Source organism: Pseudomonas sp. PLMAX (assembly GCF_046042685.1).
In the GTDB taxonomy this organism is placed as follows: domain Bacteria; phylum Pseudomonadota; class Gammaproteobacteria; order Pseudomonadales; family Pseudomonadaceae; genus Aquipseudomonas; species Aquipseudomonas putida_AE.
On sequence record NZ_CP064949.1, the window covers coordinates 172,814 to 191,584 of the forward strand.

Consider the following 18,771-nt stretch of genomic DNA (forward strand, 5'->3'; position numbering starts at 1 on the left):
TTATTCCCGTTTCGACGGGTACTCATACCGATCAAGGATGATCCATGTCGATACCAGCTGTTACGCCGGTTTCCCCCGCGGAACTGGAAGCCCGTCTACGTTTGCACCGTCTGCCCGAACTTGGCCCGGCGCGATTCAGGAAATTGCTGGAAGCCTTCGGTTCGGCGTCCAAAGCCATTAGTGCACCGGCAAGCGCGTGGCGAGCGCTGGGCTTGCCGCAGGTGTGTTGCGAGGCCCGGCGCGCCCCGGAAGTTCGTGACGGCGCCAGCCATGCATTGGCCTGGCTAGAGCGTCAGGGCCAGCATTTACTGATGTGGGACCAGCCTGACTACCCGGCGTTGCTGGCGCAGATCAGCGACGCGCCGCCGTTGCTGTTCGTGGCCGGCGATGCGCAGATCCTGGAAAAACCGCAGCTGGCGATGGTCGGCAGTCGTCGTGCTTCACGGCCCGGCATGGACACCGCCACCGCGTTTTCCCGCAGCCTGGCTGGTGCCGGTTTCGTCATCACCAGCGGCCTGGCGCTGGGCATCGATGCTGCCGCGCATCAGGCGGCACTGGACGTTGGCGGGCGAACGGTCGGGGTACTTGGCACGGGTCTTGAAAACTTTTATCCACAGCGCAACCGGCGCCTGGCGGACGCCATGATCGCGTCGGGTAGCGCGGTGCTTTCGGAGTTTCCGCTGGACACCGCGCCCAGCGCCGGTAACTTCCCCCGACGCAACCGGATCATCAGCGGTCTGTCCCTGGGCGTGCTGGTGGTCGAAGCCAGCGTTGCCAGCGGTTCATTGATCACGGCCCGGCTGGCGGCGGAACAGGGACGCGAGGTGTATGCGATTCCCGGGTCGATTCATCATCCCGGCGCCCGCGGATGCCATCAGCTGATCCGCGACGGCGCCGTGCTGGTGGAAACCATCGAGCATATCCTCGAAGGCTTGCGGGGCTGGCAGCAGCTGCCTTTTTCAACGCAAACACCCGCGGCCACATCGAGCCATCCGCTGCTGACCCTGCTCCACGCCGCCCCCCACACCAGTGAAGCGCTGGCCGATGCCAGCGGTTGGACCTTGCCCAAGGTCCTGGCGACGTTGACGGAGCTGGAAATGGACGGCCGTGCTGTCTGTGAAAACGGACGCTGGTTTGCGCGGGTGAGCTAGGTTTTACGAGGAAGAACGGTAAACTGCGCAGAGCCTTATTCTGGAGAGTTTTTCATGGTCAACAGTTGGCGTGTGCAGCAAGCCGCACGAGCAATTCGCGCAGGGGCGGTGATTGCCTACCCAACCGAAGCAGTCTGGGGGCTGGGTTGCGACCCGTGGGATGAAGAGGCAGTGGATCGGTTGCTGCTGATCAAGGGGCGCTCGGTTGATAAGGGCCTGATCCTGGTCGCCGACAATATCCGCCAGTTCGACTTCCTCTTCGAAGACTTCCCCGAACTGTGGATGGACCGTATGGCCAGTACCTGGCCGGGGCCGAACACCTGGCTGGTGCCCCATCAGAACATGTTGCCGGAGTGGATTACCGGGGTGCATGAAACGGTGGCGTTGCGGGTCAGCGATCATCCTCAGGTGCGGGATTTGTGCGCGTTGGTCGGGCCGCTGGTGTCGACGTCCGCCAACCCCCAGGGCCGGCCGGCGGCGCGTACGCGGATTCGCGTCGAGCAGTATTTCCGGGGCCAGGTTGATCTGGTGTTGGGCGGGAACCTGGGTGGGCGCAAGAATCCGAGTGTTATTCGGGATCTGGCGACCGGGCATGTTGTGCGCCCCGATTAAGACCGCGTTATCGTTCTTCGCGAGCAAGCCCGCTCCCACATTGGATTTTGTGAATGACACAGAACCAATGTGGGAGCGGGCTTGCTCGCGAAGGCGTCCTCAAGGCAACAGAATGACCGACCCAGTCGTACGCCGCGCCGACAACTCGGTCTGCGCCTTCGCTGCATCCGCCAGTGGAAAACGCTGGCTGATGTCCACCGTCAGCTTGCCGCTGATGATCATCTCGAACAACTCATCGGCCATGCGCTGCAGGTTCTCGGCATTGTTGGCATAGGTCGCCAGCGTCGGCCGGGTGACGTACAACGAGCCTTTGCCCGCCAGAATCCCCAGGTTCACCCCGTCCACAGCCCCGGATGCATTACCGAAGCTCACCACCAGCCCACGGGGCGCCGCGCTATCGAGGGAAGTCAGCCAGGTGTCCTTGCCGACGCCGTCGTACACCACCGGGACTTTCTTGCCTTCAGTCAATTCCAGTACCCGTTGCGCGACGTTTTCATGGCTGTAGTCGATGGTCGCCCAGGCACCATTGGCCTTGGCCAGCGCGGCTTTCTCTGGCGAACTCACCGTGCCGATCAGCTTCACGCCCAAGGCCTTGGCCCATTGGCAGGCCAGGGAGCCGACACCCCCCGCAGCGGCGTGGAACAGGATGGTTTCGCCACCCTTGAGTTCATAGGTCTGGCGCAGCAGGTACTGCACGGTCAGGCCCTTGAGCATCACTCCGGCAGCCTGTTCGAAAGTGATGGCGTCCGGCAGGCGCACCAGGTTGGCTTCGGGCAACACGTGAACTTCGCTGTAAGCGCCCAACGGGCCGCTGCCATAAGCCACGCGATCGCCGACCTTGAACCGGGTCACTTCGCTGCCGACCGCGTCGACCACGCCCGCGCCTTCCGAACCCAGACCCGATGGCAGGGCCGGTGGCGGGTAGAGGCCGCTGCGGTAATAGGTGTCGATGAAGTTCAGGCCGATGGCCTTGTTGGTCACGCGGACCTGCTGCGGGCCGGGCTCGGCGGGTTGGTAGTCCACATACTCAAGTACTTCCGGGCCGCCATGGGTACGGAACTGGATACGCTTTGCCATCTGCACTCTCCTGAGATCGTTTTACCAAGTGCGCTATCTGGCGCCGAAGCGTGATCTTCGTCAACTGCGACGAGCGCATCGGCGGTGTTATGCTACGCGCCCATTTGCGCAGGCTCGGCTCCGCTGGAGCGCCGCGTAGCTTTGCCCGATCCAAGGTGATGCCATGACTACCCGCACCGAGGCCGTAAAAGCCTACCTGCTCGATCTGCAAGACCGTATTTGCACTGCCCTGGAGGCCGAAGACGGCGGCACGCGCTTCGTCGAAGATGCCTGGACCCGGCCCGCCGGCGGTGGCGGGCGCACGCGGGTGGTCGAAAATGGCACGGTCATCGAAAAGGGCGGCGTCAACTTTTCCCACGTCTTCGGCAGCGGTTTGCCGCCGTCGGCCAGCGCCCATCGGCCGGAACTGGCCGGGCGTGGCTTCGAGGCCCTGGGCGTGTCGCTGGTGATCCACCCGCACAACCCGCATGTACCGACTTCCCACGCCAACGTGCGATTCTTCATCGCCGAAAAGGAAGGTGAAGAGCCGGTCTGGTGGTTTGGCGGCGGTTTCGACCTGACGCCGTACTACGGCAACGAAGAAGATTGCGTGCACTGGCACCGCGTCGCCGAGCAGGCCTGCGCGCCGTTCGGTGCGGACGTCTACCCGCGTTACAAGGCCTGGTGCGACAGCTATTTCCACATCAAGCATCGGCACGAGCCCCGGGGTATCGGCGGCCTGTTTTTCGACGACCTGAACGAGTGGGACTTCGACACCAGCTTCGCGTTCATGCGGGCCATCGGTGATGCGTTCATCGAGGCATACCTGCCGATCGTGCAACGCCGCAAGAACGCTGCCTACACCGCCAAACAGCGGGAATTCCAGGAGTTCCGCCGCGGGCGCTACGTCGAGTTCAACCTGGTCTACGACCGTGGCACGCTGTTCGGCCTGCAATCGGGTGGCCGTACCGAGTCGATCCTCATGTCTCTGCCGCCGCAGGTACGCTGGGGTTACGACTGGAAAGCCGAGCCTGGCAGCGAAGAAGCGCGCCTGACCGAGTACTTCCTGCAAGACCGCGATTGGTTGGCCCAGGCCTGAAGAGGAATGTTGATGGACCGTTATGTCGTTTTCGGTAACCCGATTGGCCACAGCAAATCGCCGCTGATTCATCGCCTGTTCGCCGAGCAGACCGCGCAGAAACTCGACTACAGCACCTCGCTGGCGCCCCTCGACGACTTCTCCGGCTGCGCCCGGGCATTTTTCCTTGAAGGTCGTGGTGCGAATGTGACGGTGCCGTTCAAGGAAGATGCCTTTCGCCTCGCGGACAGCCTGACGGCGCGGGCGCAACGGGCCGGCGCGGTGAACACGCTGAGCAAGCTGGCCGACGGCACCTTGCTGGGCGACAACACCGATGGCGCCGGGCTGGTGCGGGATCTCACGGTCAACGCCGGGTTCAGCCTAAAGGGCAAGCGCATCCTGCTGCTGGGTGCCGGTGGCGCGGTGCGCGGCGCTCTGGAGCCATTGCTGGCCGAGCAGCCGGCGTCGGTGATCATCGCCAATCGCACGGTGGATAAGGCCGAATTACTGGCGGAATTGTTCTGCGATCTGGGCCCGGTAGCGGCCAGTGGTTATGACTGGCTGCAGGAGTCGGTGGACCTGATCATCAATGCGACGTCCGCGAGCCTCACGGGCGATGTGCCGCCGATTGCGCCAAGCCTGATCGAGCCGGGCAAAACGGTTTGCTACGACATGATGTACGGCAAGGAGCCGACTTCGTTCTGCCGTTGGGCCAGCGAACACGGCGCGGCGGTGTCGATGGATGGCCTGGGGATGCTGGCCGAGCAGGCGGCGGAAGCGTTCTTCCTGTGGCGCGGGGTGCGCCCGGATACGGCACCGGTGTTGGCGGAGCTTCGTCGGCAATTGACACAGTCCCTGTAGGAGCGGGCTTGCCCGCGAAGCTTTTGGCGTACTTAAGGACGCCTTCGCTGGCAAGCCAGCTCCTACAAGGATTTCAATCCTCAAAGCGTATCGGGCATTTTTCTGCCCCTTCCAGCTTCCTCAATTCATCCACCACCTGCGGCCTGGCCCGGCGCAGGGTCAGGCTGCGGTCCTGGCGCAATAGCCGCCGCGCTTCCTGATGCAGCATCTCTACCCCTGAATAGTCGATGAAATTGATCTGCTGCGCCTCGATCACCACGCGTGCACCGTGCATGCGTTGCAGGCGAACTTGCAGGTAATGGCTGGCGCCGAAAAAGATCGAGCCGCCGACCCGCAGAATGTCTTCATCGCCGTCGCGTAAATGCTGCACCCGTGGTTGTGAGGTGCGCTTGAGGTAAAAGAACAGCGACGCCAACACCCCGGCATAGATCGCCGTCTGCAGTTCCAACAGCAGCGTGGCGATGCAGGTCAGGCTCATGACCATGAACTCGGCGCGGCTGACCCGCAGCAACGCACGAATACCCCGATGATCCACCAGGCCCCAGGCGATCAGCAAAATGCTGCCGGCCATGGCCGGGATTGGAATGTGGGCGATCAGGTTCGCGCCAAAAATCGCAAACAGCGCCACCCACAAGGCCGAAAAAATCCCCGCCAGTGGCGAACAGGCACCCGCTTCGTAGCTCAGCCCCGAACGGGTGAACGAGCCGGCCGAGAGCGATCCGGAAAAAAACGCACCGACGATATTGGACAGGCCTTGGGCGCGAACTTCCTGGTTGGCGTCGAGGAGTTGCTGCGAACGTGCAGATATCGAGCGGGCAATCGACAAACTGGTGACCAGCCCGAGCATACCGACCGCCACGGCACTGGGCAGCAGGCGCAGGATCAGATCGAGGTCAAGCGGCAGTGGGCTCAAGGGCGGCAGCTGGCCAGTGAAGGCGCTGACCAGTCGCACATGCCCGAACATCGATGGCCAGGCCCAGACCAGCAGGGCTGCCAGCACCAGGGTTATCAACAGGGTCGGCCAGCGCGGCAGGCACAGCTTGAGAATCACGCCGACCACGACAGTAGCCAAGCCGAGCATGAGCGAGGGTTTATCCACTTCACCCAGGTGTTTGAACAAGGTGATGAAACTGTCCAGGGCGGTGGCCTGGCTGGGCAGGTCCAGGCCCAGCAGGTTGGGCAACTGGCCGACGGCAATCACCACCGCCGCGCCGAGGGTGAAGCCAAGCACCACTGAATGAGAGACGAAATTGACCAGCGCACCAAAGCGCAGCAATCCCAGCAGCCACTGGAAAATCCCGGCCAGGAAGGTCAGTAACAGGATCAGGGTGACGTAGTCTTGCGTCGCCGGCACGGCCAGTGGACTGACGCTGGCGTACAGGACGATGGAGATGGCCGCCGTAGGACCGCAGATCAGATGCCACGACGAGCCCCACAGGCAAGCAATCAACACCGGGATGATCGCCGCATACAGGCCGTACTCCGGTGGAAGGCCGGCAATCAGTGCGTAGGCGATGGATTGCGGCAACGCGAGAATCGCGCCACTGAGGCCGACGACCAGGTCACGACCGACGCTGGCGCGGGTTTGCCGGGGTAACCATGAAAGGAATGGGAAGAGTGAATGGCGGCTGGGAAGGGCCATGGGTCCTCTCGGGTTGGGTTTTGCATAAGGGTATCAGCACCACGCATCGTGGGAGCGGGCTTGCTCGCGAATGCGGTGGATCAGGCAACTTCAATGTCGACTGATCCACCGCATTCGCGAGCAAGCCCGCTCCCACATGGATTAGAGCTTGGCTTTCACGGCCGGCAACGCATCCTTGCCATCCACGGTCTTCACGCCATCGAGCCACTTGTCCAGCACGGCCGGATTGGCCTTGATCCACGCCTTGGCCGCATCGGCATTGCTGACTTTCTTGTTCACCACCTCGGCCATGATGCTGTTCTCCATCTCCTGGGTGAAGCTCAGGTTGGTGAGCAGCTTGCCGACGTTCGGGCAGGCCTGTGCATAACCTTTGCGGGTCAGGGTGTGGACGCTGCCGGTGTCACCGAAATATTTCTCGCCGCCTTTCAGGTAATGCATTTTCAACTGCACATTCATCGGGTGCGGCGTCCAGCCGAGGAAGGTCACGAACTTCTGCTTCTTCACCGCCCGGGACACTTCCGCCAGCATGGCCTGCTCGCTGGATTCGACCAGTTTCCACTGACCCATGTCGAAATCATTTTTCTTGATGATCTCTTGCAGCGAGATGTTGGCCGGTGCGCCAGAGCCGATGCCATAGATCTTGTGGTCGAACTTGTCGGCGTACTTGTTCAAGTCGGCAAAGTTATGCACACCCGCGTCCCACACGTAATCCGGGACAGCGAGGGTGAACTCGGTGCCGTCGAGATTCTTCGCCAGTTGCGTGACGTCACCCGTGGCAACGAACTTGTCGTAGAAGCCCTGCTGCGCCGGCATCCAGTTGCCGAGGAAGACATCCACCTGGCCTTCCTTGAGCCCGCCAAAGGTGATCGGCACGGCGAGAGTATCGACCTTGGCCTTGTAGCCCATGCCGTCCAGCAGAAACCCGGTGATGGCGTTGGTCGCGGCGATGTCGCTCCAGCCCGGGTCGGCCATCTTCACCGTCTCGCAACTCTGATCGGCATACACCGACGCACTGCCCAGGGCCAGGAGCCCGACCGTCAGTACTGTGGATAACCTTTGCATGGACTTCCCCTTGAGATTATTGGTTTTGGCAGGGTTGTGGATAACGTGCTTTGCGCTCCAGATCGTCGAGGTCAATGTGGTTGCGCATGTATTGCTGACTGGCGTCCACCAGCGGCTGGTGATCCCAGCTCTTCAGCTTGCCGATGGTCAGGGCATCAGCAACGAAACGCCGGCGCCGCTGACTCGCGAGTACCTGTTGGTGGATCGCCGGAATATTCCATTTCGCTCTCGCTTCGGTGAGAAAATCGTCGAACAGCTGGCGATGTTGCGGTGATTGGCTGAGTTCTTCCAGCTCGCGTGGGTCATTGTGTACATCGAAGAGTAGGCAAGGGTCGTCTTCGCTGTAGATGAATTTGTAGGCGCCACGGCGAATCATCATCAGCGGGCTGATGGTGCCTTCGGCCATGTATTCGCCGAACACTTCGTCGTGACCGCCCTGCCCTTGCAGGTGCGGCACCAGCGAGCGACCATCCAGAGGCAAGCCCGGTTCCAGAGAGCCGCCGGCCAGTTCCACGAAGGTCGGCAACAGGTCGGCGGTTGACACCGAAGCGCTGACCCTGCCGGCACCGAATTGCCCTGGTGCACTTATCAACAGCGGTACACGAGCTGCCATCTCGTACCAGTGCATTTTGTACCAGAGCCCTCGTTCGCCGAGCATGTCGCCGTGGTCGCCGGAGAATACGATGATGGTGTCGTCGATCAGCCCTGTATCTTCGAGTGTTTGCAGGAGTTTGCCGACGTTGTTGTCGATATAGCTGCACGCGCCGAAGTAGGCGCGGCGCGCGTCGCGGATTTTATCCACAGGCAGCGGCTTGTCCCACAGGTCATAGACCTTGAGCAATCGCTGGGCGTGCGGATCGAGTCCGGCTTGGTCCGGTGTAACCGGCAGCGGGATGTCGGCGTCGTCGTACAGATCCCAGAACGCCTTGGGAATGGTGTACGGGTCGTGCGGGTGCGTCATCGAGACGGTCAGGCAAAACGGCTGGTCGCCATCTTCGCGGATGTGGTCGAACAGGTACTGTTGGGCCTTGAACACCACCTCTTCGTCGAAATCCAGTTGATTGGTGCGCACGCAGGGGCCCGCCTGCAGCACCGACGACATGTTGTGGTACCAGCTCGGACGCACGTCAGGTTCATCCCAGTTCACCGCCCAGCCATAGTCGGCGGGGTAGATATCGCTGGTCAGGCGCTCTTCATAGCCGTGCAACTGGTCCGGACCACAGAAATGCATCTTGCCCGACAGCGCGGTGCGGTAGCCGAGGCGGCGCAGGTAGTGGGCATAAGTCGGCACATCGGCAGGAAAATCCGCCGCGTTGTCATAAGCGCCGATCTTGCTCGGCAGCTGGCCGCTGACCAGGGTAAAGCGCGAAGGCGCGCAAAGCGGGCTATTGCAGTAGGCGCTGTCGAACACCACGCCGCCGGCGGCGAGGCGGCTCAGATTAGGCAGCTTGATGGGCGATGGGCCGTAGAGGGGCAACATTGGCGCGGCCATTTGATCGGCCATGATGAAAAGAATGTTCTTGCGCTTCATGTGTTCGCGGCATTCCATAGTGGATGTTTATGCGAGAGTGCTGGGATCGAGGATGTAACCCCCACACTTTGCGGTAAAGCCCATGGCCGGCAATGACTAGGATAAGCACAGCTTATGTATGACGCACTTGGTGACCTCTCTCTGGATTTACTTCGTGCTTTCGAGTCGGCGGCCCGTCAGCGCAGCTTCACGGCGGCGGCGGTCGAGCTGGGCACCACACAGCCGGCGATCAGCCAACAGATCAAGCGCTTGGAGGAGCAACTGGCGACTCGACTGTTCGACCGAATCTATCGAGGTATCGAACTGACCGAGGCCGGGGTCATCCTTTTTGAGCAGGTTCAGCTGGGTTTGCAGAATATCGACGCAGGATTGGCGGCAATCAGCGCGCAACACCAGCACGAGGTGCTGCAGGTCGCCACCGATTTCGCCTTCGCCGCCTACTGGTTGATGCCCCGGTTGCACCGCTTTCATGCGGCCAATCCACAGGTCGACGTCAGCCTGGTGACCAGTGAGCGCAGCCACAACATGCTGCGCAGCGATATCGACGTAGCGGTGCTGTTCGGCGATGGTCGTTTCAAGCAGGGCGAGAGCCATTGGCTGTTCAGCGAGGAAGTGTTCCCGGTGTGCAGCCCGCAGTTGTTGAATGATCGTGCCCTGCCCTTGCCCGCCCAGTCGTTGCTGCAGTTTCCGCTCCTGCACCTGCGTGGCGAAAACAGCAGTCATTGGTTTGACTGGAGCGGTGTCTTTCGCGAGCTGGGCATCGCCTCGGCCCCGGCCCCCGGCCAGTTGCGTTTCGACAATTACACCTTGCTGATTCAGGCCGCCATTGGCGGACAGGGCGTGGCCATTGGCTGGCGGCACCTTGTGGATAACTTGTTGGCGCAGGGATTGTTGTGCCGGCCGATTGCCGAAACGGTGATTTCCAGGCTGGGTTATTACGTGGTGTTGCCACAGCGCAAGCGACGTGGGGCGCTGATTCAACGGTTCGTTGATTGGCTGATGGCTGAGCAGGCCAGCAGTGCGCAATCGTTGACGGGAATGTCGTTTCCTTCGATTGCGGTTTGAAGATCAAAAGATCGCAGCCTGCGGCAGCTCCTACAGGGACATGCTTTACGGCTCAGAAGTCGCGATGAAATTGACGTGCTCGCCGATATGCAGGTTTAGATGCAGCTCATCAGCGATCCCCACCGCCGTGCGGGCCAGGCGTGCGAGCGGTTCGGCCAGCCCCGGCTCAAGACTGCTGCTGACCTGGCTGAAGTGCTCAATGGTCAGCCCCGGCACTCCGCGCGGGGCATTCACCATCGTCCAGTGCAAGGCACTGCTTTGTAGCGCTTCGCGGATTTCCTCGGCGGCGTGCAGTTCCAATCCGTCCTCGAACTCCGGATCGTCCAGAATCTCGAAATCACCCACCAGAAACAACCGCGCAATGCCCGCCGCCTGCATGCCATCGATCAATGCATCCACCGCCAGCACTTGCTCGACCGGGCCGGGCACGATGGTTTTTTCCACATGCTCACTGTTGAACGGCAATCCTGGTGCGTCTAATAAACAGACGACAGCCGAACTGCCGGCCACGCTTTGCTTCACTCGCTCAGCATCGAACAGGTCGCCGGTTTTGGTACGCAAACCCGGTCGCGGCGCCAGGGCCGTCAGATCATCGAGAATGGCGATCACTTCATGTTGGCGCCGCAGCATTTCAGCCATCAGCGCACTGCCCAGGCTACTCATGGCACCATAAAGCACCACTTTCACCACCGGGGTTTCGGCATTTTTCATGGCTGGCTCCGTTGATTCCGGGGTTATATGGCGTGTGACCTGCCGGAAACGGTGAGGGTTCGACTCGGTTTGGAGGATTCAGATGCAACGGATCAAGGGCTATCACGCCCATGTGTATTTCGACGCCAGCACCATCGACCAGGCGCGGGCCCTGTGTGAGCAAGCGGCGCAATTGTTCCCGCTGCAGATGGGCCGCGTACATGAGCGCCCGGTCGGCCCGCACCCGGACTGGAGCTGCCAGCTGGCGTTCGGCCCCGAGCTGATCGGCGAGGTGCTGCCGTGGCTGGCGCTCAACCGCAAAGGGCTGGTGGTATTCCTGCATCCGGACACCGGCAACGACTTGCTGGATCACCGCGATCACGCGATCTGGATGGGCGCGGTTCGGCCGTTGGACCTGTCTATTTTCTGATCAGAGCGTTTCTTCGGCTTCGCCCGGCAGATGCTCATCCAGGTGCAGCCACGGCAGGCGGCTGTCGGTCCAGATGTGCCGTTCGGCCGGGGCCTGTTCCGGGTGGTCGAGGGTGGCAATGGTCACGTCGATGCTGTCCGGGCTCAGGTGAGTCACCAATGCCAGTTGCGCCCCGCAGTTGCCGCAGAAATAGCGCGTGCAGGTGGGTGAAGAGTCGTATCGCGCCGGTGTCCCAAGCAGCCATTGAAAGGCTGAAGCCGGGACGGTGATCCAGGTCGTCACGATCCCGCCGCTGACTCGCCGGCAGATCGAGCAATGGCAGTGGGCGATATCGTGCAATGGCCCGCTGAATTGATAGCGCAGTTGTCCACAGTGGCAACCGCCGGGGTGGAATTCGACCATGCTGCTCCTCCTGATGCGTCTTGACTGACGCCTTCGCGAGCAAGCCCGCTCCCACACTGGATCTATGTCGTACACAAAACCACTGTGGGAGCGGGCTTGCTCGCGAACGCCTCAACTCGGTCCGACGACCGGTTGCACATCCGGTCAATGCTTTCATCGGCGAAAGCTGGCTGAAAGCTTCCCCGATTAGGATCGCCCTCACTTCCGGCAACAGACCGGTTGGCTACAGCGAATGTTCGATTGTTCGCCCGGCCCATTTAACAACAACAATGGTGACCCTGATGTCCTCTTCTATCCGCCGCTTCGCTGCAACTCCGCCCGTACGTCTCGTGCTTCCCGTTCTGCGCTGATCCCGTCCGATCCGCTCATTCCCTAGCCGCGCTACGCCCGGAGTATTCCCATGCTGACTTTCCTTGGCTTCGCCATGGTCATCACGTTCATGTTCCTGATCATGACCAAGCGCCTGTCCGCGTTGATCGCCCTGATCATCATCCCGATCGTTTTCGCCCTGTTCGGCGGTTTCGGCCCGAAAATCGGCCCGATGATGCTCGAAGGCATTACCAAGCTCGCGCCGACCGGCGTGATGCTGATGTTCGCGATCCTGTATTTCGCCCTGATGATCGACTCCGGCCTGTTTGACCCGGCCGTGCGCAAGATCCTCAAGATGGTCAAGGGCGACCCGTTGAAAGTGTCGGTCGGTACCGCGGTACTGGCGCTCGTGGTTTCCCTCGACGGTGACGGCGCGACCACTTACATGATCTGCGTGGCCGCCATGCTGCCGCTCTACAGCCGCATCGGCATGAGCCCGCGGATCATGGCGGGCTTGATCATCCTCGCCGGTGGCGTGATGAACATGACCCCATGGGGTGGCCCGACCGCCCGTGCCGCCAGTGCGCTGCATGTCGACCCGTCCGACATCTTCGTGCCGATGGTTCCAGCGATGGCGGCCGGTGTCCTGGCCATCCTCGCCATTGCCTACTTCTACGGCAAGCGTGAACGTGCGCGCCTGGGTGAATTGCACCTGGTGGGCGACGAGATCGACCACAGCGAAATCACCGTTTCGCAATTCCCGGATGCCCGTCGTCCGAACCTGATCTGGTTCAACGGCGCCCTGACCCTGGCCCTGATGTGCACCCTGATCGCCGGCCTGTTGCCGCTGCCGGTGCTGTTCATGGTGGCGTTCAGTATCGCCATGATCGTCAACTACCCTTGCCTGCAACAGCAAAAAGATCGCGTCGCGGCCCACGCCGGTAGCGTGCTGGCGGTGGTCGGGCTAATCTTTGCCGCGGGCATCTTCACCGGTATCCTGTCGGGCACCGGCATGGTCGATGCCATGTCGAAGAGCCTGCTGTCGGTGATTCCGGATTTCCTCGGCCCGTACCTGGCAGTGATCACGGCGTTGGTGAGCATGCCGTTCACCTTCTTCATGTCCAATGATGCGTTTTATTATGGCGTGTTGCCGGTACTGGCCGAAGCCGCCAGCCATTACGGGATTACCGCAGTGGAAATGGCACGTGCCTCGATCGTCGGTCAGCCCGTCCACTTGTTGAGCCCGCTGGTACCATCGACCTACCTGTTGGTGGCCTTGGCGGGTATCGACTTCGGTGATCACCAGCGCTTCACCCTGAAGTGGGCAGTGCTGGTGTGCATGTGCATACTGGTTGCCGCATTGCTGATGGGGATTTTTCCGCTGTTCAGCACTCTATAAGCCCAAGACTCACCATTTCGGGTCCTGGCTTCGCGGTTTGAAGTCGGGGCCCTTTTTGGTTTAACAATCGCTCAAAGGAATACACATGGAATGGCTGACCAACCCTGAAATCTGGGTTGCCTTCTTTACCCTGACCGCCCTGGAAATCGTCCTGGGTATCGATAACATCATCATGATTTCGATCCTGGTCAGCCGCATGCCCAAGCACATGCAGCAGCGCACCCGGATTTTCGGCCTGGCGCTGGCCATGGTCACGCGGATCCTGTTGCTGTTGTCGATCACCTGGGTCATGCGCCTCACCGCCGACCTGTTCGAAGCGTTCGGCCAGGGTATCTCCGGGCGTGACCTGATCCTGTTCTTCGGTGGCCTGTTCCTGCTGTGGAAGAGCTCGCAAGAGATGTACCACGCGCTGGAAGGTGAAGACGAAACCGACGACGAGCCAAACCTCAAGGGCGGCAACTTCCTCTACACCATCATCCAGATCGCGATCATCGACATCGTGTTCTCCCTGGATTCGGTGATCACTGCAGTTGGCATGGTGTCCCACGTACCGGTCATGGTCGCGGCAATCGTCGTGGCGGTACTGGTGATGATGCTGGCCTCGGGCACTATCAGCGCGTTCATCGACAAGCACCCTTCGCTGAAGATGCTGGCGCTGTCGTTCCTGTTGATCGTCGGTATGGTGCTGATTGCCGAATCCCTGGACGTGCATGTACCAAAAGGCTACGTCTACTTCGCCATGGCGTTCTCGCTGGCGGTGGAAGCGATCAACATCAAGATGCGCACCGCGATTGCGAAAAAGAAGAAGCGGCAGGATCCAGTGAAACTGCGCAAGGACATTCCGGGGCAGTAATCCCGTAAGCGGTATGTACGCAAAACCTGTGGGAGCGGGCTTGCTCGCGAAGACGGAGTGTCAGTCGACATCATTGTTGCCTGATACACCGCTTTCGCGAGCAAGCCCGCTCCCACATTGGTTTCATGACAGTTTTGTTTCAATCAGCACTTTAGCTATGCGATGCTGGCGCACAGACCGTTAGCCAACTACAGCTTAAGTACAGAACGTAGAACGTCGCGCGGCACCGCTAACTTGCCCCTCTGGGGCGCTACCACCACAGGGGGCCTGCATGCTCACCCTGCTCAATTTGCTCTCAGCCGTGGCCTTGCTGATCTGGGGCACGCATATCGTCCGAACCGGCATCCTGCGGGTGTACGGCTCCAACCTGCGCCACGTCATCGGCCAGAACATGTCCAAGCGCTGGCTGGCGTTCATCGCGGGGATCGTCGTGACCGCGATGGTCCAGAGCAGTAACGCCACGGCGATGCTCGTCACCTCGTTTGTCGGTCAGGGCCTGATGGCGCTGACCCCTGCCCTGGCAACCATGCTCGGGGCCGATGTCGGTACGGCATTGATGGCGCGGGTGCTGACCTTCGACCTGTCATGGCTGTCGCCACTGCTGATTTTTCTCGGGGTGATTTTTTTCCTGTCGCGCAAACAGACGCGGCTGGGGCAAATGGGCCGCGTCAGCATCGGCCTGGGCTTGATCATCCTGGCGCTGCAACTGATCGTCGAGGCGGCCGCGCCGATCACCCATGCCCAGGGGGTGAAAGTGATTTTCGCCTCGCTGACCGGCGACATCCTGCTCGACGCCCTGGTCGGCGCCTTGTTCGCGATGATTTCCTACTCCAGCCTGGCGGCAGTCCTGCTGACCGCGACCCTTGCCGGCGCCAGCGTAATCAGCCTGCCAGTAGCCATCGGCCTGGTGATCGGGGCCAACATCGGCAGCGGCATTCTCGCGTTCCTCAGCACCAGCATGCAGAACGCTGCCGGTCGCCAGGTGGCGTTGGGCAGCCTGTTGTACAAGCTGATCGGCCTGTTGCTGATCATCCCGGTGCTCGACCCTCTGGTGCACTGGATCGACAGCCTCGACTTCAGCCCCCAGGAAATGGTCATCGGCTTTCACCTGCTCTACAACACCGCACGCTGCCTGATCCTGCTGCCCACCGTCGGGCCGATGGCCAGGTTTTGCGCGTGGATCCTGCCGGAGCGCCCGCAAACCAACGGCATGGCCAAGCCCCGGCACCTTGACCCGACAGCCTTGGTCACGCCCAGCCTGGCGTTGGCCAACGCGGCCCGGGAAACCCTGCGCATGGGTGATCTGATCGACAACATGCTCGAGGCCATGCTCGACGTGCTGCACGGCAAGCAAACCGCCGTGACCCAGGAAATGCGGCGCCTGACCGATGATGTCGAGGCGCTCTACAGCGCGATCAAGCTGTATCTGGCGCAAATGCCCCGGGAGGACCTCAGTGACCAGGACAGCCGGCGCTGGGCGGAAATCATCGAACTGGCGATCAACCTCAAGCTCGCCAGCGACCTGATCGAACGCATGCTGCGCAAAGTCCAGCAGCAAAAAACTTCCCAGCGCCGATCGTTTTCCGAAGTGGGCCTGGAAGAGCTGGCCGGGCTGCACAGCCAGTTGATTTCCACCCTGCGCCTGGGCTTGTCGGTCTTTCTCAGTGCCGACAAGGAAAGTGCCCGCCAGTTGCTGCGTGAAAAACGTCGCTTTCGCGCACAGGAACGCCGCCTGGCCCACGCGCATGTCAGCCGTTTGCAACGTAAGATCGTGCAGAGTATCGAGACCAGTTCGCTGCACCTGGAGTTGATTGCCGACATGAAGCGTCTGAATTCGCTGTTCTGCAGCAGTGCCTACGTCGTATTGGAAGCGTCCGACACCGGCGCGCTGGCTGTGGACGATTTGGCTGACATCACGCATTCGCCTTGAACGTCTGGCAAGGTGATCAGTCAGTAACATTGATTCAGCCTCAAGGCCGTTATTGCGAGCAAGCTCGCTCCCACAGGTTTCGAGTTGACCACAATGAATGGATCAGCCCGGATTCTGTGGGAGCGAGCTTGCTCGCGATGGCGGACGGAAGGACGAAACGGATCTCCGATTGGTTGCCGGGAAGCTCGTTATGCGTTGTCTGTTGTTCGCCTGTCTGTTGCTTGGTTCACTCCCTTCGTTTGCCTTGGATCGCTTCCAGGTCGAGGGCTATACCCTGCGCAACGGTTTGCAGATGTTGCTCAAGCCCGGCACCGAGCGCGGGCACGTGGCGATCCGGCTGGTGGTCGGGGTAGGCCTGGATGATTTCGGATGCACCGATAAAGAACTGCCGCATCTGCTCGAACACTTGCTGTTCAGCGGCATCGACGCCAGCGGTGAAGGCGGCCTGGAGGAGCGCATGCAGGCGCTGGGTGGCGAGTGGAACGCTTTCACCAGCAACGCCGACACCACCTTCGTGATCGAAGCCCCGGCGAAAAACCAGCGCAAGGTCCTGGATTTGCTGTTGGCGCTGCTGACCCAGACCCATTTCGACGACGACGCCATCAACGCCGCCAAGCAAGTGGTCGAGCGTGAGGACGGCGGGCACTACACGCACCTGCAACGCTGGCTGGATCGCCAGGACCTGGGCCATACCGCCAGCAATCAATTGGCCGTGGAACTGGGCCTCAAATGCCCTGAGCGCGCGGAAGTCGATCACCTGACCCGCGAACAGCTGGAGAACGTGCGCAAGGACTGGTACGCGCCGAACAACATGACGCTGATCGTCGTCGGCGACCTCGACCGCTTACTGCCGGCCTATCTGGATCGCACTTATGGCGAGCTTGCCCCCATCACTCCGACAGAGCACCCGCCCCTGCCCCAGATCCAGGCCAGCGCCGCCCATGAGCGCAGCCTGATCCATGGCTTCGTCGGTGGCGGGGCCAAGCTGCACTGGCTGGTACCGGAGCCGGTGCTGGACGATCAGCACGACGAAACCTTCGACCTGCTCAAGGACTATCTGGACTGGGCGCTCTATCGCCAGCTGCGCCTGGCGCACAGCCTGTCCTATGGCCCCTGGGCCGAGCGCGAGGTGTTTGGCGGCGTTGGCTTCATGAGCCTGAATGCCGACCTGGAGCGCGACGACGTGAGCCAGGCACTGGAAGTGCTGGATGACTTGAAGGCCGGTATGCTCAAGGACGGTCTCAACGCCGAGACCTTCAATCGCCTCAAACAGGCCGCCATCGCCCGCCAGTCCTGGGCGGTGCAAGGCAACAGCGCACTGGCCGATTACTACTGGAGTGCCCTGGGGGACTACGCAGACGGCCGATTCGCCAACCCGGTCAAGGAATTGCAGGCGGTCACGCTGGCGCAAGCGAACAAGGCCATGCGCGAACTGCTCCTGCAGCCGGGGTATGTGCGGATCGAGAAACCCCTGGTCAGTTATGACCAATTGATGTGGGCGATTGCCGGGCTGTCGGGGTTGATGCTGTTGAGCCTGGCGGCATGGCGTTTTCATCGCAGAAAGTAAGCGCTTTCACCGATGAGGCGGTAACCTGTCAGGGATTTTTCCTACGACTACTGTGAACCGCCGAATGCCGACCCTGACCCTATTCGTCCAGCGCATCCTCGAGCTGATGAAACGCTACCCCGGGGTCATTGCGCTCGGTGGTTTCGTCTCCGGGATCGGCAGCTTCATCCTGGTGGATCGCCAGCAGGGCCTGGCGAGCTGGATCACCACCATCATGCTGATCAGCTGGGTCTGGCTGATGCTGGAAAACAGCCTGACCAAGCTGTTCACCCGAATCTTCAAGCGGGAGATCCCCCAGCCCTTGCTGCGTTATGCGACGCAGATGATTCACCAGGAAAGCCTGTTCTTCGTCCTGCCGTTCTTCTTTATCACCACGACCTGGAACAGCGGCCAGCTGTTCTTTACCGGGCTGCTGGGCATCGCGGCGCTGATTTCCATCATCGACCCGCTCTACTACAAGTGGCTGGCGCCGCGGCGCTGGGCGTTCCTGGCGCTGCACACCCTGACCCTGTTCGCCGCCCTGCTCACCGCGCTGCCGGTGATCATGCACCTGACCACTGCGCAAAGTTTCAAGTGGGCGCTGGGCATCGCCGTGCTGTTGTCGTTCCCGAGCCTGGCATCGATCTTTCCGATCCGCACCCTGCGCAACGCCCTGGCGATCCTAAGCATTACCGTGGGTATCGGCGGTGTCGGTTGGGTGCTGCGCTCGTGGGTGCCGCCGGCAACCCTGTGGATGACCGATGTGGCCATCAGCACGCAGATGCAGGATCGCACCCCCGGCGCCAGTCTCGATGAAGTCAGCGCCGAGCAGATTCGCGGCGGCGGCCTCTATGCCTACACGGCGATCAATGCGCCGCGCGGCCTGGACGAGCGGATCTATCACGTCTGGCAATTCAACGGCAAAGAGGTCGACCGAATCCCGCTCGATATCCACGGCGGTCGCAAGGAAGGCTACCGGGCCTGGACCCACAAGCAGAATTTCCCGGGCAATCCGGCAGGCAAATGGCAGGTTCGGGTATTGACCGAAGACGGGCAATTGATCGGCGTATTGCGCTTCAAGGTGGCTGACAGCACACCGGTCAAAGAAAAGTAAGGCAGTTCGTGCTATTACGTAGCTCTGCGTAACAGCCGAA

The 18,771-nt window shown here is 61.2% G+C and carries 17 protein-coding genes; 11 read left to right on the forward strand and 6 right to left on the reverse strand.

What is annotated here, in order from left to right:
• Positions 1 to 44: 44 nt before the first annotated feature.
• Positions 45 to 1,151: a DNA-processing protein DprA gene (dprA, locus tag DKB71_RS00790; RefSeq protein WP_408599377.1), complete on the forward strand. Its 1,107-nt coding sequence runs from the start codon at positions 45 to 47 to the stop codon at positions 1,149 to 1,151.
• A gap of 54 nt (positions 1,152 to 1,205) precedes the next feature.
• Positions 1,206 to 1,763: an L-threonylcarbamoyladenylate synthase gene (locus tag DKB71_RS00795; protein WP_008064654.1), complete on the forward strand. Its 558-nt coding sequence runs from the start codon at positions 1,206 to 1,208 to the stop codon at positions 1,761 to 1,763.
• A gap of 99 nt (positions 1,764 to 1,862) precedes the next feature.
• Here DKB71_RS00795 and DKB71_RS00800 read toward each other — a convergent pair whose 3' ends face one another.
• Positions 1,863 to 2,840 (reverse strand): NADPH:quinone reductase, encoded by a 978-nt coding sequence (locus DKB71_RS00800; RefSeq protein WP_408599378.1) that lies wholly within the window; start codon positions 2,838 to 2,840, stop codon positions 1,863 to 1,865.
• Positions 2,841 to 3,003: 163 nt separating this feature from the next.
• On the opposite strand from DKB71_RS00800, the gene hemF reads away from it, so the two are divergent.
• Together hemF and aroE are read left to right on the forward strand one after the other, a co-directional pair.
• Positions 3,004 to 3,918, forward strand: coding sequence for an oxygen-dependent coproporphyrinogen oxidase (hemF, locus tag DKB71_RS00805; protein WP_323625766.1), 915 nt, complete (start codon positions 3,004 to 3,006; stop codon positions 3,916 to 3,918).
• A gap of 12 nt (positions 3,919 to 3,930) precedes the next feature.
• Complete coding sequence (gene aroE, locus DKB71_RS00810) at positions 3,931 to 4,758, forward strand: shikimate dehydrogenase (RefSeq protein ID WP_323607362.1); 828 nt, start codon at positions 3,931 to 3,933, stop codon at positions 4,756 to 4,758.
• 73 nt (positions 4,759 to 4,831) lie between these two features.
• Here aroE and DKB71_RS00815 read toward each other — a convergent pair whose 3' ends face one another.
• The 3 genes from DKB71_RS00815 to betC all read right to left on the reverse strand — a co-directional run bounded on the left by DKB71_RS00815 (position 4,832) and on the right by betC (position 8,993).
• Positions 4,832 to 6,400, reverse strand: a complete 1,569-nt coding sequence (locus DKB71_RS00815) for a SulP family inorganic anion transporter (protein WP_406593016.1) — start codon at positions 6,398 to 6,400, stop codon at positions 4,832 to 4,834.
• Positions 6,401 to 6,541: 141 nt separating this feature from the next.
• Positions 6,542 to 7,462 carry a choline ABC transporter substrate-binding protein gene (choX, locus tag DKB71_RS00820; protein ID WP_408599379.1) on the reverse strand — a complete coding sequence of 307 codons (921 nt, stop codon included), beginning with the start codon at positions 7,460 to 7,462 and terminating at the stop codon, positions 6,542 to 6,544.
• Positions 7,463 to 7,478: 16 nt separating this feature from the next.
• Complete coding sequence (gene betC, locus DKB71_RS00825; protein ID WP_408599380.1) at positions 7,479 to 8,993, reverse strand: choline-sulfatase; 1,515 nt, start codon at positions 8,991 to 8,993, stop codon at positions 7,479 to 7,481.
• 114 nt (positions 8,994 to 9,107) lie between these two features.
• Here betC and DKB71_RS00830 point away from each other — a divergent pair, with 114 nt between their 5' ends.
• Positions 9,108 to 10,058, forward strand: coding sequence for a choline sulfate utilization transcriptional regulator (locus DKB71_RS00830; RefSeq protein ID WP_408599381.1), 951 nt, complete (start codon positions 9,108 to 9,110; stop codon positions 10,056 to 10,058).
• A gap of 45 nt (positions 10,059 to 10,103) precedes the next feature.
• Here DKB71_RS00830 and DKB71_RS00835 read toward each other — a convergent pair whose 3' ends face one another.
• A complete protein-coding gene (locus DKB71_RS00835) occupies positions 10,104 to 10,769 on the reverse strand; it encodes an NAD(P)H-binding protein (protein ID WP_323625771.1) in 666 nt (221 codons plus the stop codon).
• An 82-nt stretch (positions 10,770 to 10,851) separates the two neighbouring features.
• On the opposite strand from DKB71_RS00835, the gene DKB71_RS00840 reads away from it, so the two are divergent.
• Positions 10,852 to 11,178 (forward strand): DOPA 4,5-dioxygenase family protein, encoded by a 327-nt coding sequence (locus DKB71_RS00840; protein ID WP_408599382.1) that lies wholly within the window; start codon positions 10,852 to 10,854, stop codon positions 11,176 to 11,178.
• Here the strand turns inward: DKB71_RS00840 and DKB71_RS00845 are convergent, their stop codons facing one another.
• Positions 11,179 to 11,580: a GFA family protein gene (locus tag DKB71_RS00845; protein ID WP_274073804.1), complete on the reverse strand. Its 402-nt coding sequence runs from the start codon at positions 11,578 to 11,580 to the stop codon at positions 11,179 to 11,181.
• 400 nt (positions 11,581 to 11,980) lie between these two features.
• Between DKB71_RS00845 and DKB71_RS00850 the strand changes: the two genes are divergently transcribed.
• The 5 genes from DKB71_RS00850 (at position 11,981) to DKB71_RS00870 (ending at position 18,731) form a co-directional block, all read left to right on the forward strand.
• Positions 11,981 to 13,288, forward strand: a complete 1,308-nt coding sequence (locus DKB71_RS00850) for a CitMHS family transporter (protein WP_274073805.1) — start codon at positions 11,981 to 11,983, stop codon at positions 13,286 to 13,288.
• Positions 13,289 to 13,373: 85 nt separating this feature from the next.
• Positions 13,374 to 14,141 carry a TerC family protein gene (locus DKB71_RS00855; RefSeq protein ID WP_408599383.1) on the forward strand — a complete coding sequence of 256 codons (768 nt, stop codon included), beginning with the start codon at positions 13,374 to 13,376 and terminating at the stop codon, positions 14,139 to 14,141.
• Between the two features lie 271 nt (positions 14,142 to 14,412).
• A complete protein-coding gene (locus tag DKB71_RS00860; protein WP_408599384.1) occupies positions 14,413 to 16,071 on the forward strand; it encodes a Na/Pi cotransporter family protein in 1,659 nt (552 codons plus the stop codon).
• 190 nt (positions 16,072 to 16,261) lie between these two features.
• Positions 16,262 to 17,638 carry a M16 family metallopeptidase gene (locus tag DKB71_RS00865; protein WP_408599385.1) on the forward strand — a complete coding sequence of 459 codons (1,377 nt, stop codon included), beginning with the start codon at positions 16,262 to 16,264 and terminating at the stop codon, positions 17,636 to 17,638.
• A 64-nt stretch (positions 17,639 to 17,702) separates the two neighbouring features.
• A complete protein-coding gene (locus DKB71_RS00870) occupies positions 17,703 to 18,731 on the forward strand; it encodes a DUF5924 family protein (RefSeq protein ID WP_274073809.1) in 1,029 nt (342 codons plus the stop codon).
• The last annotated feature ends 40 nt before the right edge of the window (positions 18,732 to 18,771 follow it).